Below are 14406 nucleotides of genomic sequence, written 5' to 3' on the forward strand. Positions count from 1 at the left end.
GCCGGCCCGGCCGGCCGCCACGCCGCCAACGGTAGCGGCGGCCAGCGCCCCGGCCGATGCGGCCAGCGACCCGGTGCGCAGCTGGGCCAGCCTGCCGGAGGCCCAGCGCGCCGCGCTGCCGCCGCTGGCCTGGTCGGGCGTGGTCTATGCCGAGCGGGCCGACCAGCGTCTGGTGGTGGTCAACGGCCAGGTCGCTCGTGAGGGTGAGCAACTGGCCGCCGGCCTGCAGCTGCTGCAGATCCGGCCCAAGTCGGTGCTGCTGCGCTGGCAGGGCCAGCGCATCGAGCTGCCGCTGTAGCCGCCGTGGCGCCTCAGTCTTGCCGGCTGCGGCGGCGCAGGCCGCCCAGCGCCAGCAGGCCGGCGGCGAGCATCGCCCAGGTCTGCGGCTCGGGCACCGGGGCGGCCACCTCCAGCGCGTTGTAGCCGGCGATCTGGCGGCCCAGGAAATGGCCGACCGCGCCGGCGCCCGTCGGGTCCTTCAGGCACTTGCTGTCGTTGTTGCAGAACGCGCGGTTCTTCTTGTCCGCGTCGTAGCCGCCGGTGTATTCATAGAACTCGTAGCGGCGGATGAAGGACTTGGTGTTGTCGTCCAGCTTCAGGGCGTCTTCCTGCGCCTCGTCGGCATCCACGCCATCCGGCTCGTCGCCGTCGGGCGACTTCGGCCGGTTCTGCAGCAGGTTCCACTCGATCTCCACCTTCTTGATGTTGGCGTTCAGGTCGGGGTCACCGTTCTCGCCGACCAGCAGGTTGCCCAGGTCGATGTCGTGGTTCTTGGTGATGGTGGTGAAGGTCTTGACCCACACCGCGGTGCCCCAGTTGCGGTCGATGCGTGCCGGCTCCACTTCCACCGCCTCGATGCGTGCCACCACCGGTTGTGCCGGCTGGCCCGGGGCCGCTGCGGGCACCTGGTAGACCACTGCCGGGATGGCCGCCAGCTGGCTCTCCAGCGCGCCGCCCGGCGTGGCCTGCACCACCCAGCTGTAGCGGGTGGTGAGCACGTTGCCGGTGGTGCTGACGCCGAAGTGGTCGCAGGGGTTGGCCGTCCAGTTGCGGTTGGCGCCGGGCCAGCAGCTCTCGCCCGGGGTGCTGAAGCCGCCGGGGCCGGCCGCCTGGGTGAACACCGCGCCGGCGCCCGGCGTGGCGCCGCTGGCCAGGCCGTAGGTGATGCGCACGCCGGCATGGTGGCCGAGGTCGTTGTTGTAGTTGGTCACCGCCACCTGGCTGAAGCGCGTCACTTGGTAGCCCAGGATGGGGCCGAAGTTCCGGTCCAGGCCGAACACGCTGTAGACGTACTTGCTGCTGTGGTGCAGGCTGGCGTTGCTGGAGTCGTCCCACAGGTCGGGGTCTTCCAGCTCGATCTCGAAGCCGTAGGCCGAGTGGCCGGTGTTGTTCACCGCGTCGAAGTTGGCGAGGTTGCCGATGACGCTGACGGCCGATGCCGGCAGGGCCAGCGCGGCCAGGGCGGCCAGGACGGGGGCCTTGGCCAAGGGGGTGAAGCGGTGGTTCATGGGGGGGTGTCTCCTGCGGGTTGGCGCCAGACAGAGCGCGCCGCCGCCGGCCTGATACACCGCCGCGGCGGCAACCCCCACAAACCGGGGGCGGCCGGGCTTGGGGTTAGCGCGCAAGGGGCAGGCGCCGGCCATCGACAAGAATCCGCGATCCAAGCCTCCGAGGAGATCCCGCATGCATTACTTCGTCACCGGCGCCACCGGCTTCATCGGCAAGCGCCTCGTCAAGTCGCTGCTGGCGCGGCGCGGCACCACGGTGCACTTCCTGGTGCGCCCGGGCAGCGAAGGCAAGCTGGCAGACCTCTACAGCTACTGGGGCGTGTCCAAGTCCCGCGCCGTGCCGGTCACCGGCGACCTGACGGCCAAGAAGCTGGGCGTGGCCGCCGAGACGCTGAAGGCCCTGAAGGGCCAGATCGGCGCGGTCTACCACCTGGCAGCGGTCTATGACCTGTCGGCCGACGAAGACAGCCAGGTGCAGGTGAACATCGAGGGCACCCGCAACATGGTCGAGTTTGCCAAGGCCATCGATGCCGGGCATGTGCACCATGTCAGCAGCATCGCTGCGGCCGGCCTGTACGAGGGTGTGTTCCGCGAGGACATGTTCGACGAGGCCGAGGGCCTGGACCACCCGTACTTCATGACCAAGCACGAGAGCGAGAAGATCGTGCGCAAGGAGTGCAAGGTGCCCTGGACGGTGTACCGCCCGGCCCTGGTGGTGGGCGACAGCACCACCGGCGAGATGGACAAGATCGACGGCCCGTACTACTTCTTCAAGCTGATCCAGCGCATGCGGCAGTTCCTGCCGCCGTGGATGCCGTCGGTGGGCCTGGAAGGTGGGCGCATCAACATCGTGCCGGTGGATTTCGTCGTCAAGGCACTGGACCACATCAGCCACAGCAAGCATGTGCTCAGCGGCAAGTGCTTCCACCTGGTGGACCCGCAGGGCTACCGCGTGGGCGACGTGCTCGACATCTTCGCCAAGGCCGCGCATGCGCCCAAGATGAACGTGTTCGTCAACGCGGCGCTGCTGGGCTTCATCCCCAAGAGCGTCAAGAAGGGGCTGATGGCGCTGGCGCCGGTGCGGCGCGTCTACAACGCGGTGATGAAGGACCTGGGCCTGCCCGAGGACATGTTCACCTTCATCAACTTCCCCACCCGCTACGACTGCCGCGAGATGCAGGCCGCGCTGAAGGGCAGCGGCATCGAATGCCCCAACCTGCATGACTACGCCTGGCGGCTGTGGGACTACTGGGAGCGCCACCTCGACCCCGACCTCTTCATCGACCGCAGCCTCAAGGGCAGCGTGGGCGGCAAGGTGGTGCTGGTCACCGGCGGCTCGTCGGGCATCGGCCTGGCAGCGGCCTGCAAGTTTGCCGAGGCCGGCGCCATCACCATCATCTGCGCCCGCGGCGAAGACAAGCTGAAGGAGGCGGTCGACGAGATCCACGCCCATGTCAAGGCCAAGGGTGGCAAGGACGCCCAGGTGTTCAGCTACTCGGTCGACATCGCCGACGAGGCCGGCTGCGCCGCCTTCGTGCAGACGCTGGAGGACAAGCACGGCGGCGTCGATTTTCTGATCAACAACGCCGGCCGGTCGATCCGCCGTGCCATCGAGAACAGCTACGACCGCTTCCACGACTTCCAGCGCACGATGGACCTGAACTACTTCGGCTGCCTGCGCGTCACCATGGGCCTGCTGCCGGGCATGGTGAAGAAGCGCAAGGGCCATGTGGTCAACATCAGTTCGATCGGCGTGCTGACCAACGCGCCGCGCTTCAGCGCCTACGTGGCCAGCAAGTCGGCGCTGGACGCCTGGACCCGCTGCGCCAGCAGCGAGTTCGCCGACCAGGGCATCAGCTTCACCACCATCAACATGCCGCTGGTGCGCACGCCGATGATCGCGCCCACCAAGATCTACAACAACGTGCCCACGCTGGCGCCGGAAGAGGCCGCCGACATGATCGCCCAGGCCTGCGTCTACAAGCCGGTGCGCATCGCCACCCGGCTGGGCATCTTCGGCCAGACCCTGCACGCGCTGGTGCCGCGCGTGGCGCAGATCGTGATGAACACCACCTTCCGCATGTTCCCCGACAGCGACGCCGCCAAGGGCGCCAAGGGCGAGAAGGCCAAGCTCTCGCCCGAGGCCATCGCCATGCAGCAGATGATGCGCGGCATCCACTTCTGACCTGAGCGGTTCCTGCCGCCGGCCGCGGCCGGGGGACGCCGCCTGCGATGAAACTGCTGCCGAAGATGGCCCTGGCCGTGCTGCTGCCCGTGGTGGTGGGCGGCGTGGTGGCCGCCTGGCTGCTGCGGCAGCAGTGGCAGCAGGGTGAGGCGGTGCTGCTGCAGCAGGCCCGCGAGGGGCTGCAGGTGCGCGCAGCGGCGCTGAGCCGCCAGCTCGGCGAGCAGTACGCCACCCTGCAGCTGCTGGCCTCCGCGCCATCGCTGCGCGGGCCGCTGGACCGGGCGCGGGTCGACCTGCGGGCCTGGTCGGCGGCCTCGCTGGGCTTCCAGGGCGTCTATTTCCTGGGGACGGACGGCATCGCCATCTCCGGCGAAGGCCGGACGGTGGACCTGCGCGACCGGCCCTACGTGCAGCAGGTGCTGGTCGGGCAGGCGGTGCGCTCCGTGCCACTGGCCAGCCGCGTGGATGGTCAGGCGCTGCTGGTGCATGTGGTGCCGGTGCTGGACGACCGGGGTCGCCTGCTCGGCGGCCTGGGCGCGGGCACGCCGCTGGGCGGCCTGTTCACCCGGCTCACGCCCGGCAGCGGTACCCCGGCGCCCGGGCGCGCCCAACTGCTGCTGCTGGACGGCGAAGGCCGCCGCCTCGCCGGCGGCCTGGACGGCGCACTGCCCTTGCTGCAGGTGCCCGATCCCGGCACGTCGCCGTTGACCCATGCCTTGCTGGCAGCCTGGCGTCCCGCCGGCGGGCCCGACCAGCAGGTGCAGGCCGCCGGCCGGGCCTGGCGGGTGCTGCAGGCGCCGGTCGACGGCCAGCCGCTGCAACTGCTGCTGGCGCAGCCGCAGGATGAACTGCTGGCACCGGTGCAGGCCGCCCGCCAGCGCGGCTGGCTGTTGCTGGCCACCACGGCCGGTCTGGTGCTGCTGGGCGGCTGGGGCGTGCACCGCGTCGTCGGCCAGCGTGTGCGCCTGCTGCTCGATGGCCAGGCCCGCCTGCAGCATGGCGACCTGTCGGTGCGCCTGGACACCGGTGGCGGCGACGAACTGGCCGACCTCGCCAGCTCGTTCAACCGCATGGTCGACGCGCTGCAGTCGTCCGACCAGCGCTTCCGGATGATGTTCGAGTCGCTGCCGATGCCGGTCTCGCTGACCGACCTGGACAGCCAGCGCTATGTCGACCTGAACCCGGCGTTCGCCGAGGCGGCCGGCCTGCCGCGCGCGCAGATCATCGGCCGCAACATGGTGGAGCTGCGCCTGGCGCCCGATGCCGCGGCCATGCAGCGGCTGTTTGCCGCGCTGCAGCCGACCGGCCGGCTCGATGGCCTGACTGCGGCATCGCGGGCGCCGGACGGCAGCGAGCGGTGGTGGGCCTACAGCGTCCGGCTGGTCACCCTGGACGGCAAGCCGATGGCCCTGGCCGTGGCCAGCGAGATCACCGCGGTGCGCCGCGCCCGCGCCCGGCTGCGCGCCAACCAGCGCATGCTGATGCGGGTGTTCAATCTGGTGCCCGAGCCGCTGGCCGTGATCGGTGCCGACGATGGCGTCTATGTCCAGGTCAACCAGCGCTGGGAGGAGCAGGTGGGCCTCAAGCGCGCCGAGGTGATCGGCCGCGACGTGCTGGGTCTGGGCCTGATGGGCGACCGCCGCCAGGCCATGGCGATGCGGCAGGAGCTGCTGACCACCGGCCGCGTGCGGCCGCAGCTGGTCAGCGTGCCGCGGCGCGACGGCGGCATGCTGGAGTGGGAGGTGTCGGCGCGGCTGATGGAGATCGAGGGCCGGCGCATCGGTGTCTGGGTCACCCACGACATCACCGAGCGGTTGGTCGCCGAGCGGGCCATGGCGGACAGCGAGCTGCGCTTCCGGCAATTGTTCGAGCAGTCGCCGGTGGCCATGCTGTTCGCCGACCGCTCGGGCCGCCTGATCGCGGTGAACCAGCACTGGGCGCAGCTCATCGGCCATGGCCTGGGCGACATGGCCACGCTGACCGACTGGTGGGCGCTGGCGCGCGCCAACCCGGGGCCGGACTGGCTGGCCGCCGACGGCGGCCGGCCGCTGCCGGCCGCCGAGTGCCTGGTGGCCTGCAAGGACGGCGTGTCGCGGGTGCTGATGCTGGGCGGTGCGCGCCTCGACCAGGGCCAGATCATCAGTGCCATCGACGTGACCGACCGCCGCCGCATCGAGGCCGAGCTGCAGGACCTGAACACCACGCTGGAAGAGCGGGTGCGCCAGCGCACCGCCGAGCTGCAGGCCGCGCTGGACGACCTGCGCCGGGCCCAGGGCGAACTGGTGCGGACCGAGAAGCTGGCCTCGTTGGGCGCGCTGGTGGCTGGCGTGGCCCACGAACTGAACACGCCGCTGGGCAATGCGGCGCTGATGGCCAGCACCCTGGCGGGCCGGCAGCAGGCCTTCGAGCAGGGCATGGCCGACGGCCTGCGGCGTTCGGCCCTGCAGGCCTTCCTGTCCGGGTTGCGCGAGGTCTCCGAGGTGCTCGACCGCAACCTGCAGCGGGCGGCGTCGCTGGTCGGCAGCTTCAAGCAGCTGGCGGTCGACCAGACCAGCTACCACCGGCGCAGCTTCCACTTCAGCGAAGTGGTGCAGGAGATCGCGCTGGCGATCAGCCCCACGCTGCGCCACGCCAATGTGCGGCTGGTCGACCGCAGCGACCCCGCGGTGCAGCTCGACAGCTTTCCCGGCCCGCTGGGCCAGGTGCTGCTGAACCTGGTGAACAACGCGGTGGTGCATGCGTTCCCCTCCGGCGCGCCCGGCACCGTGTCAATCGTCACGCTGGGCGTGCATGACGGCTGGCTGCGGCTGGCGGTGCAGGATGACGGCCGCGGCATTGCACCGGAGAATCTCGACCGCGTGTTCGATCCGTTCTTCACCACCCGTCTTGGCCAGGGCGGCTCCGGTCTGGGGCTGCACATCGTCTACACGCTGGTCACCGGGCTGCTGGGCGGGCGCATCACGGCGCACAGCCCGGTCGACGGCGGTGGCACCCGCTTCGACATCAGCCTGCCCCTGGTGGCACCCGCCGACAACACCCTGGCCACGCAGCCCGCAGTACCATGACAACCAGTGACGACCGCGACCCGGATCTGATCGACCTGATCGACGACGGCGATGCCGCCCCGCCCGGCGGCGCGCCGGACACCGGCCCGACGCACTGGAAGGTGCTGATCGTCGACGACGATGTGGACGTGCACCAGGCCACCACGCTGGCATTGCAGGACATGCAGGTCGACGGCCGCCGGCTGGCCTTCCTGCATGCCTACAGCGCCGCCGAGGCGCGCGAGCTGCTGGCGGCCGACCCCGACATTGCGGTGGCCTTCCTCGACGTGGTGATGGAGACGCCCGACGCCGGCCTGCGCCTGGTGCGCCAGCTGCGCGAGGAACTGCAGCGCGATGCCCTGCGGGTGATCCTGCGCACCGGCCAGCCCGGTTACGCGCCCGAGATCGAGACCATCCGCGACTGCGACATCAACGACTACCGCAGCAAGGCCGAGCTGACCCAGGTGCGGCTGTACACCACGCTGACCGGCGCGCTGCGCAACTACGGCCAGCTGGTGGCGCTGGAAGAGGCCCGCAAGGGCATGGAGCTGGTGGTGCATGCCAGCACCCAGCTCAGCCAGCAGCATGGCCTGGCCGATTTCGCGGCCGGCCTGGTTGGCCAGCTGTGCCGCCTGATCGACAGTCCGGTGCGCGGCCTGGTGGCGCTGTGCGACGGCCCCGAGGCCGCGGTGGTGGCGGCGCTGGGCGCCGGGCTGGAGGGCCTGGTCGGCCAGCCGCTGGCCAGCCTGCCGGCATCGCCGCTGCAGCAGGGCCTGCTGCAGGCCCGCAGCAGCCGGGTGGCCGGCCATGCGCCGCTGGTCACGCTCTACCTGCCCAGCGCCGACGGCCAGGCCCTGGCCGTGGCGGTGGATGGCGCCCCGCGCACCGCGCTGCAGCGGCACCTGCTCGAGGTGTTCGCCGCCAGCATGGCGGTGGGCTTCCAGAACGTGCGCCTGGTGGCCCGGCTGGCCGACCTGGCCTACCTCGACCCGCTGCTGGGCATCCCCAACCGCAACCGCTTCGTCGCGCTGATCGACGAGCGCCGCCGGCAGCCCGCTGGCGCCGTGATGGCGCTGATCGACGTCGACGACTTCGCCGGCGTCAACCAGATGCTGGGCCACCAGGTCGGCGACGACCTGCTGCGCGCGGTGGCGCGCCGGCTGGGGGCGCTGCTGGGCCCGGACGCGGTGGTGGCACGGGTGGCGGGCGACCTGTTCGGCGTGCTGGGGCAAGCCGCGCAGGTCAACCCGGCGCTGCTGTCGCAGGCCATGGCGCTGCCGTTCGAGGTGCAGGGCGAGAACCTGCGGCTCACGGCCACCAGCGGCCTGGTGCGGCTGGATGAAGGCAGCCAACGTGGGGTGGATCTGCTGAAGGACGCGCACATCGCGCTCAAGCGCGCCAAGGGCCGCCAGCGCGGTGCGGCCGAGTATTTCTCCGAGGCCATGGGCACCGGCGCGCGCGAGCGCATGCGCCTGCTGCGCGGCCTGCGCCAGGCCTTCGAGGAGCAGCAGCTGTTCGTCACCTACCAGCCGCAGGTCGATTTGGCCGACGGCCGGGTGCTGGGCGCCGAGGCGCTGCTGCGCTGGCGCACCGAGGACGGCAAGATGGTGCCGCCCGACCGCTTCATCCCGCTGGCCGAGCAGTCGGGCCTGATCGTGGCCATCGGTGAATTCGTGCTGCGCACCGCCTGCCACCAGCTGCAGCGCCTGCACGGCATGGGCCACACCGGGCTGCGCATGGCGGTCAACGTGTCGCAGGCCCAGTTCCGCGCGCCGGGCTTCGTCGGCACGCTGGAGCAGGCGCTGGCCGACAGCGGCGTCAACCCGCATCAGGTGGAGCTGGAGATCACCGAATCGATGGCTGCCGACGACCTGGGCACGGTGCTGGCGCTGCTGCAGGCCATCCGCCACACCGGCGTGGGCGTCGCGATCGACGACTTTGGCACCGGTTTCTCGTCGCTGAGCGTGCTGCGCCAGCTGCGGGTGGACAAGCTGAAGATCGACCGCGCCTTCGTCAACGATGTCGGGCCCGATCCGCAGCCCGGCAGCGTGGCCCGCATGGTGGTGGAGCTGGGCCGCGGCCTGGGCATGCGGGTGATCGCCGAGGGCGTGGAGACCACGGTGCAGCGGGATGCGCTGCTGGCCATGGGCTGCCAGGAAGGGCAGGGCTGGCTGTTCGCGCCGGCACTGCCGGCGGCCGAGCTGGAGGCCTGGCTGGCGCAGCGGCCCTGAGGGTGCGGGACGTGTTCCTACAATCCGGGCTTTGCTGCAACGCACCATCCCTGCTGACCGAGGACCGACCATGCCCACGTCCACCGACCACGACCTGACCCACATCACGCCGCGCGACCAGGCCGAGATCCTGGCGCAGGCGCTGCCCTACATCCGCAGGTTCCATGGCAAGACGCTGGTCATCAAGTACGGCGGCAATGCGATGACCGACCCGGCGCTGCAGCAGGACTTTGCCGAGGACGTGGTGCTGCTGAAGCTGGTGGGCATGAACCCGATCGTGGTGCATGGCGGCGGCCCGCAGATCGACGAGGCGCTGGCCAAGATCGGCAAGAAGGGCACCTTCATCCAGGGCATGCGCGTCACCGACGAAGAAACCATGGAAGTGGTGGAGTGGGTGCTGGGCGGCGAGGTGCAGCAGGACATCGTCGGCCTGATCAACGCCGCCGGCGGCAAGGCCGTGGGCCTGACCGGCCGCGACGGCGCGATGATCCGCGCCCGCAAGCTGAAGATGCTGGACCGCGACGACCCGACGAAGGAACTCGACGTCGGCCATGTGGGCGAGATCGTCAGCATCGACCCCAGCGTGGTGAAGGCGCTGCAGGACGACGCCTTCATCCCGGTGATCAGCCCGATCGGCTTCGGCGAGGACAACGAGAGCTACAACATCAACGCCGACGTGGTGGCCGCCAAGCTGGCCGCGGTGCTGAAGGCCGAGAAGCTGCTGATGCTGACCAACATCCGCGGCGTGCTCGACAAGGCCGGCAACCTGATCACCGAGCTGACGCCGCGCCGCATCGACGAGCTGATCGACGACGGCACCATCTCAGGCGGCATGCTGCCCAAGCTGGCCGGCGCCATCGACGCGGCCAAGAGCGGCGTCAATGCGGTGCATGTGGTCGACGGCCGCGTGCCACACGCCATGCTGCTGGAGATCCTGACCGACCAGGCCTACGGCACCATGATCCGCAGCTTCTGACGCTGTGCGTGCCACCGCCGGCCGGGCCGGCACCGTCTGGCTGTTCGACCTCGACAACACCCTGCACGACGCTGGCAGCTTCGTCTTTCCGGCCTTGAAGCTGTCGATGCGCGGCTACATCCAGCAGCAGCTGCAGGTGGATGCGGCCGAGGCCCAGCGACTGAACCTGACGTACTGGCACCGCTACGGCGCCACCCTGCTGGGGCTGATGCGCCACCACGGCGTGGACGCGGCGCACTTCCTGCACGAGACCCACCGCCTGCCCGGATTGGAGCCCACGGTGCGCGGCCACCGGCATGATTTCTCCGCGCTGGCGCGGCTGCCGGGGCGCAAGTTCATCCTGACCAATGCGCCGCGTGCCTACGCGCTGCGGGTGCTGGGTGCGCTGGGCATCGGCCACCTGTTCGATGGCGTCTTCGCCATCGAGGACATGGCCATGTTCGGCCAGCTGCGGCCCAAGCCCGATGCCCGCATGCTGCGCCGCATCGCCGTGCGGCTGGGCGTGCCGCCAGGCCGCTGCGTGCTGGTGGAGGACACGCTGGTGCACCAGCAGTCGGCCCGTCGGGTGGGCATGGGCACGGTGTGGATGCAGCGCTTCGCCCGCCGCGCGGCCATGCCCGATGTGGCGTCGCCGCGCTGGGCCATGCAGCCGGCCTATGTCGACCGCCGGGTGCGGGCGCTGCGCCAGCTGCTGCGCTGATGCGGCGCGTGCGAACATCCGGCGAGCCCTGCCCCTGCCCGCCGTGCACGCCGACCCCTACCAGCACCTGCCGCAACTGCGTGGCTGCCTGACGCCGGCGGCTGAATCCGGGCTGCGGGTCACGCCGCAGCTGCTGGCCGCCTGGGATCTGCAGGCCCAGGCCCGCGGATTGCCCGCCGACTGGCGCTGGAACGAGGCGCAGATCGAGGCCTCGCGCAGTGCCGTGCTGGGCGCCTGGCCGGCCGGGCAGGACCTGTGGGTGTTCGGCTACGGCTCGCTGATGTGGGACCCGGCGATCCACTTCGCCGAGCTGCGCCGCGCCGAGTTGCCCGGCCATGCCCGGCGCTTCTGCTACCGCACGCTGATGGGGCGCGGCACGCCCGAGCAGCCGGCGCTGATGCTGTCGCTGGAAGCCGTCGCCTGCGGCAGCTGCCATGGCCTGGCGTTCCGGGTGGCGGCGGCGCAGTTGCAGGAGGAAACGACCGCGCTGTGGCGGCGCGAGATGGTGCGCGGCGGCTACCTGCCCACGTTGCTGCCGGTGCACACGCCGCAGGGCCCGGCGCAGGCCCTGGTGTTCCTGTCGAACCCGGCGCACCCGGGCCATTGCGGCGAGCTGCCGCTGGCCGAATCGGCCGCCATCATTGCCCGGGCCGCCGGCCAGCTGGGCCGCAACCGCGACTACCTGCGCCAGCTCGATGCGCAACTGCTGCGCCTGGGCATCGACGACCCCTACATCCACCGCCTGTGGGCGGCGGTGCAGGCGCTGTCACCCGAGTGAGTGGCCGCGGCCGGCGCGCCGCAGGCGCTGTGCCAGAATGAATTTTCTACCCGCCCGTCCACGATGTTGCCCGCCGCGATGCCCGACTCCAGCGACCAGCCCAGCGATGGGCCGGCCGCGCCGCCGCCCCTGCGGGTGGTGGCCGACGCCGCGGCCCGGGATGCGGCCACCCGCAAGCGTCCCAAGCCGGGCGAGCGCCGGGTGCAGATCCTGCAGACGCTCGCCGCCATGCTGGAGCAGCCCGGCGCCGACCGCATCACCACCGCCGCGCTGGCCGCCCGCCTGCAAGTCAGCGAGGCCGCGCTGTACCGGCATTTCGCCAGCAAGGCGCAGATGTTCGAGGGGCTGATCGAGTTCATCGAGTCCAGCGTCTTCACCCTGGTCAACCAGATCACCGAGCGCGAGCCCGATGGCGCCGAGCAGGCCAGGCGCACCGTGGTGATGCTGCTGCAGTTCGGCGAGAAGAACCCGGGCATGGTGCGGGTGATGGTGGGCGATGCGCTGGTGTTCGAGCATGAGCGCCTGACCACCCGCATGAACCAGTTCTTCGACCGGGTGGAAGGTCAGCTGCGGCAGAGCCTGCGCGCCTCGGCCGGCGATGCCGGCTCGGCCACGCCCACGGTGGACGCCCAGGCCCTGGCCTCGGGCCTGACCGCGCTGGTGGTGGGCCGGCTGCAGCGCTATGCCCGCTCGGGCTTCCGCCGCCAGCCCACCGAGCAGCTGGACATGCTGCTGGCGCGCCTGACCGCGTGAGTGCCGCCGCCGTGGTCGGCGTGCAGCCGGCCTGGTTCACCGCCCCCGGCGGTGGCCGCTTGCAACTGTGGCCGCAAAAAGCCGCCTTCGACCCCGACCTGGGACTGCTGCTGGTGGCCGATGCGCACCTCGGCAAGGCGGTGTCGTTCCGCCGCCTGGGCGTGCCGGTGCCCGAGGCCACCACCGCCGCCGCGCTCGACCGGCTGGATGCGCTGCTGGTTGCCACCGGTGCGCGCGGCATCGTCTTCCTGGGCGATCTGCTGCACTCGGCGCGGGCCCATGCGGCCGGCACCATGGCCACGGTGGCGGCCTGGCGCGCGCGCCATCCGGCGCTGGAACTGACCCTGGTGCGTGGCAACCACGATGCCCATGCCGGCGACCCGCCGCCTGCCCTGGGCGTGCAGGTGGTCGATGGCCCGTTGCGGTTGGGCCCCTGGGCGCTGCAGCATGAACCGGCCGCCGTGCCTGGCGCCTATGCGCTGGCCGGCCATGTGCACCCGGGCGTGGTGCTCACCGGCCGCGGTGGCGACCGGCTGCGCCTGCCGTGCTTCCACTTCGGCCCGGCCCATGGCGTGCTGCCGGCCTTCGGGCCGTTCACCGGTCTGCACATCCTGCCGGCCGACGCCGGGGTGCGGCAGTACGCGGTGGCCGGCGAGGTGGTGCAGGCGCTGCCGGGCACAGCCGGCGGGCGGGCAGGGGGCCCACCGTAAACTGCCGGGCATGTCGTCCACCTCCTTCGAAGCCCTGATCGCCCGTGCCGACCTGCTGCTCAAGCGGCTGGAGCGCATCCTGCCGCATGCGCTGAGCGCGCCCGACTGGGACGCGTCCATCGCCTTCCGCTACCGCAAGCGTGGTGCCTCCGGCCTGCTGCAGCCGGTGCGCCAGGTGGCGCCGATCGGCCTGGCCGACCTGAGGGAAGTGGACGGCCAGAAGGAGCGCCTGGTGCGCAACACCGCGCAGTTCGTGGCGGGTGTGCCGGCCAACAACGTGCTGCTGACCGGTGCCCGCGGCACCGGCAAGAGCAGCCTGATCAAGGCCTGCCTGAACGAGTTTGCGCCCAAGGGCCTGCGCCTGATCGAGGTCGACAAGGCCGACCTGGTCGACCTGCCCGACCTGGTGGACCTGGTGGCCGACCGGCCCGAGCGCTTCATCGTGTTCTGCGACGACCTGAGCTTCGACGAGGGCGAGCCCGGCTACAAGGCGCTCAAGAGCATCCTCGACGGCAGCATCGCCGCGGCCAGCGACAACCTGCTGATCTATGCCACCAGCAACCGCCGCCACCTGCTGCCCGAGTACATGAAGGAGAACCTCACCTACACCCACACCGACGATGGTGAGGTGCATCCGGGCGAGGTGGTGGAGGAAAAGATCAGCCTCTCCGAGCGCTTCGGCCTGTGGATCAGCTTCTACCCGTTCAGCCAGCCGGAGTACCTGGCCATCGTGGCGCAGTGGTTGCGGCACTTCGGCGTGGCTGAAGGCGCCATCGTCCAGGCCCGCCAGCCCAGTCTGGTGTGGGCGCTGGAGCGTGGTTCCCGCTCGGGCCGCGTGGCCTACCAGTTCGCCCGCGACTGGGCCGGCCGTGACCACAGCGCCGACTCCCAGCCCGCTGCCGTGGCCGACGACACCGAGCCCGACGGCCTGGACCGTGTCTGACGGCCAGCCGATCACGTCCGTCGACGGCATCGACCGCGGCGAGCGCCCGGTCACCGAGGTGGCCGTGGGCGTGCTCATCCGCCGTGATGCAGCCGGGCAGGAAGGCGACTTTCTGCTGACCAGCCGGCCCGCAGGCAAGGTGTACGCCGGCTACTGGGAGTTTCCGGGTGGCAAATTCGAGCCAGGCGAGACGCTGGAGCAGGCCCTGCGGCGCGAGCTGCAGGAAGAACTGGGCATCACCATCGGCGCGGTGCACCCCTGGCACCAGGAGGTCTTCGACTACCCCCATGCCCGGGTGCGGCTGCACTTCTGCAAGGTCTACGACTGGACTGGAACCTTCGAGATGCGCGAGGCCCAGCAGATGGCCTGGAGCAACCTGCCGGTGGCATCCACCCCGGTGCTGCCCGGCACCCTGCCGGTGTTGCGCTGGTTCGCCGCCGAGCGTGGGCTGACCGGGCCGTTGACGCTGCACGACGGGGTGTGATCGGCCTTCCGCATCGGGCCCGAAGCGGACATGCCTTGATTGGCGCGAGGCCGAGGCCGCCGGGTACCTGGCCGACTCCATGTCCCCCGGGCCT

12 protein-coding genes are annotated in these 14406 nt (G+C 71.1%); 11 read left to right on the forward strand and 1 reads right to left on the reverse strand.

What is annotated here, in order from left to right; translation table 11 throughout:
• The coding region (locus FFT10_RS07005) for a general secretion pathway protein GspB (RefSeq protein WP_162520712.1) at positions 1-298 on the forward strand (298 nt) is incomplete at its 5' end.
• Between the two features lie 13 nt (positions 299-311).
• On the opposite strand, the gene FFT10_RS07010 is transcribed toward FFT10_RS07005, so the two are convergent.
• Positions 312-1508 carry a PEP-CTERM sorting domain-containing protein gene (locus tag FFT10_RS07010; RefSeq protein ID WP_137732090.1) on the reverse strand — a complete coding sequence of 399 codons (1197 nt, stop codon included), beginning with the start codon at positions 1506-1508 and terminating at the stop codon, positions 312-314.
• 175 nt (positions 1509-1683) lie between these two features.
• Here FFT10_RS07010 and FFT10_RS07015 point away from each other — a divergent pair, with 175 nt between their 5' ends.
• The 10 genes from FFT10_RS07015 (at position 1684) to FFT10_RS07060 (ending at position 14312) form a co-directional block, all read left to right on the forward strand.
• Entirely contained in the window at positions 1684-3693 is a 2010-nt protein-coding gene (locus FFT10_RS07015; protein WP_137732091.1) for an SDR family oxidoreductase, read from the forward strand.
• A gap of 47 nt (positions 3694-3740) precedes the next feature.
• Complete coding sequence (locus FFT10_RS07020; protein WP_137732092.1) at positions 3741-6758, forward strand: PAS domain S-box protein; 3018 nt, start codon at positions 3741-3743, stop codon at positions 6756-6758.
• Positions 6755-8968 (forward strand): putative bifunctional diguanylate cyclase/phosphodiesterase, encoded by a 2214-nt coding sequence (locus tag FFT10_RS07025; RefSeq protein WP_137732093.1) that lies wholly within the window; start codon positions 6755-6757, stop codon positions 8966-8968. The genes FFT10_RS07020 and FFT10_RS07025 overlap by 4 nt, the downstream gene beginning before the upstream one ends.
• 70 nt (positions 8969-9038) lie before the next feature.
• Complete coding sequence (gene argB / locus FFT10_RS07030) at positions 9039-9944, forward strand: acetylglutamate kinase (RefSeq protein ID WP_137732094.1); 906 nt, start codon at positions 9039-9041, stop codon at positions 9942-9944.
• A gap of 4 nt (positions 9945-9948) precedes the next feature.
• Positions 9949-10644: a pyrimidine 5'-nucleotidase gene (locus tag FFT10_RS07035; protein WP_137732095.1), complete on the forward strand. Its 696-nt coding sequence runs from the start codon at positions 9949-9951 to the stop codon at positions 10642-10644.
• A 43-nt stretch (positions 10645-10687) separates the two neighbouring features.
• On the forward strand, positions 10688-11422 hold the full coding sequence (locus tag FFT10_RS07040) for a gamma-glutamylcyclotransferase (protein ID WP_228026993.1): 735 nt from the start codon (positions 10688-10690) through the stop codon (positions 11420-11422).
• Positions 11423-11485: 63 nt separating this feature from the next.
• The gene (gene slmA, locus FFT10_RS07045) at positions 11486-12175 is read left to right on the forward strand and encodes a nucleoid occlusion factor SlmA (protein WP_228026994.1); all 690 of its coding nucleotides are present in this window, start codon (positions 11486-11488) and stop codon (positions 12173-12175) included.
• Entirely contained in the window at positions 12172-12885 is a 714-nt protein-coding gene (gene pdeM / locus FFT10_RS07050; RefSeq protein WP_137732098.1) for a ligase-associated DNA damage response endonuclease PdeM, read from the forward strand. Before slmA ends, pdeM begins: the two co-directional genes overlap by 4 nt.
• 10 nt (positions 12886-12895) lie before the next feature.
• Complete coding sequence (locus tag FFT10_RS07055) at positions 12896-13828, forward strand: ATP-binding protein (RefSeq protein WP_137732099.1); 933 nt, start codon at positions 12896-12898, stop codon at positions 13826-13828.
• A complete protein-coding gene (locus FFT10_RS07060; protein ID WP_137732100.1) occupies positions 13821-14312 on the forward strand; it encodes an NUDIX domain-containing protein in 492 nt (163 codons plus the stop codon). Before FFT10_RS07055 ends, FFT10_RS07060 begins: the two co-directional genes overlap by 8 nt.
• Positions 14313-14406 lie beyond the last annotated feature (94 nt).

Origin of the sequence: Pseudaquabacterium pictum, assembly GCF_005403045.1 — a bacterium.
Taxonomy (GTDB): Bacteria; Pseudomonadota; Gammaproteobacteria; order Burkholderiales; family Burkholderiaceae_C; genus Pseudaquabacterium; species Pseudaquabacterium pictum.

Bases quoted from the DNA above. Each gene is read 5' to 3' on its own strand.
- argB (WP_137732094.1), top strand. From the start codon at position 9,039: ATGCCCACGTCCACCGACCACGACCTGACCCACATCACGCCGCGCGAC.
- slmA (WP_228026994.1), top strand. From the start codon at position 11,486: ATGTTGCCCGCCGCGATGCCCGACTCCAGCGACCAGCCCAGCGATGGG.
- FFT10_RS07015 (WP_137732091.1), top strand. From the start codon at position 1,684: ATGCATTACTTCGTCACCGGCGCCACCGGCTTCATCGGCAAGCGCCTC.
- FFT10_RS07055 (WP_137732099.1), top strand. From the start codon at position 12,896: ATGTCGTCCACCTCCTTCGAAGCCCTGATCGCCCGTGCCGACCTGCTG.
- FFT10_RS07025 (WP_137732093.1), top strand. From the start codon at position 6,755: ATGACAACCAGTGACGACCGCGACCCGGATCTGATCGACCTGATCGAC.
- FFT10_RS07020 (WP_137732092.1), top strand. From the start codon at position 3,741: ATGAAACTGCTGCCGAAGATGGCCCTGGCCGTGCTGCTGCCCGTGGTG.
- FFT10_RS07010 (WP_137732090.1), bottom strand. From the start codon at position 1,508: ATGAACCACCGCTTCACCCCCTTGGCCAAGGCCCCCGTCCTGGCCGCC.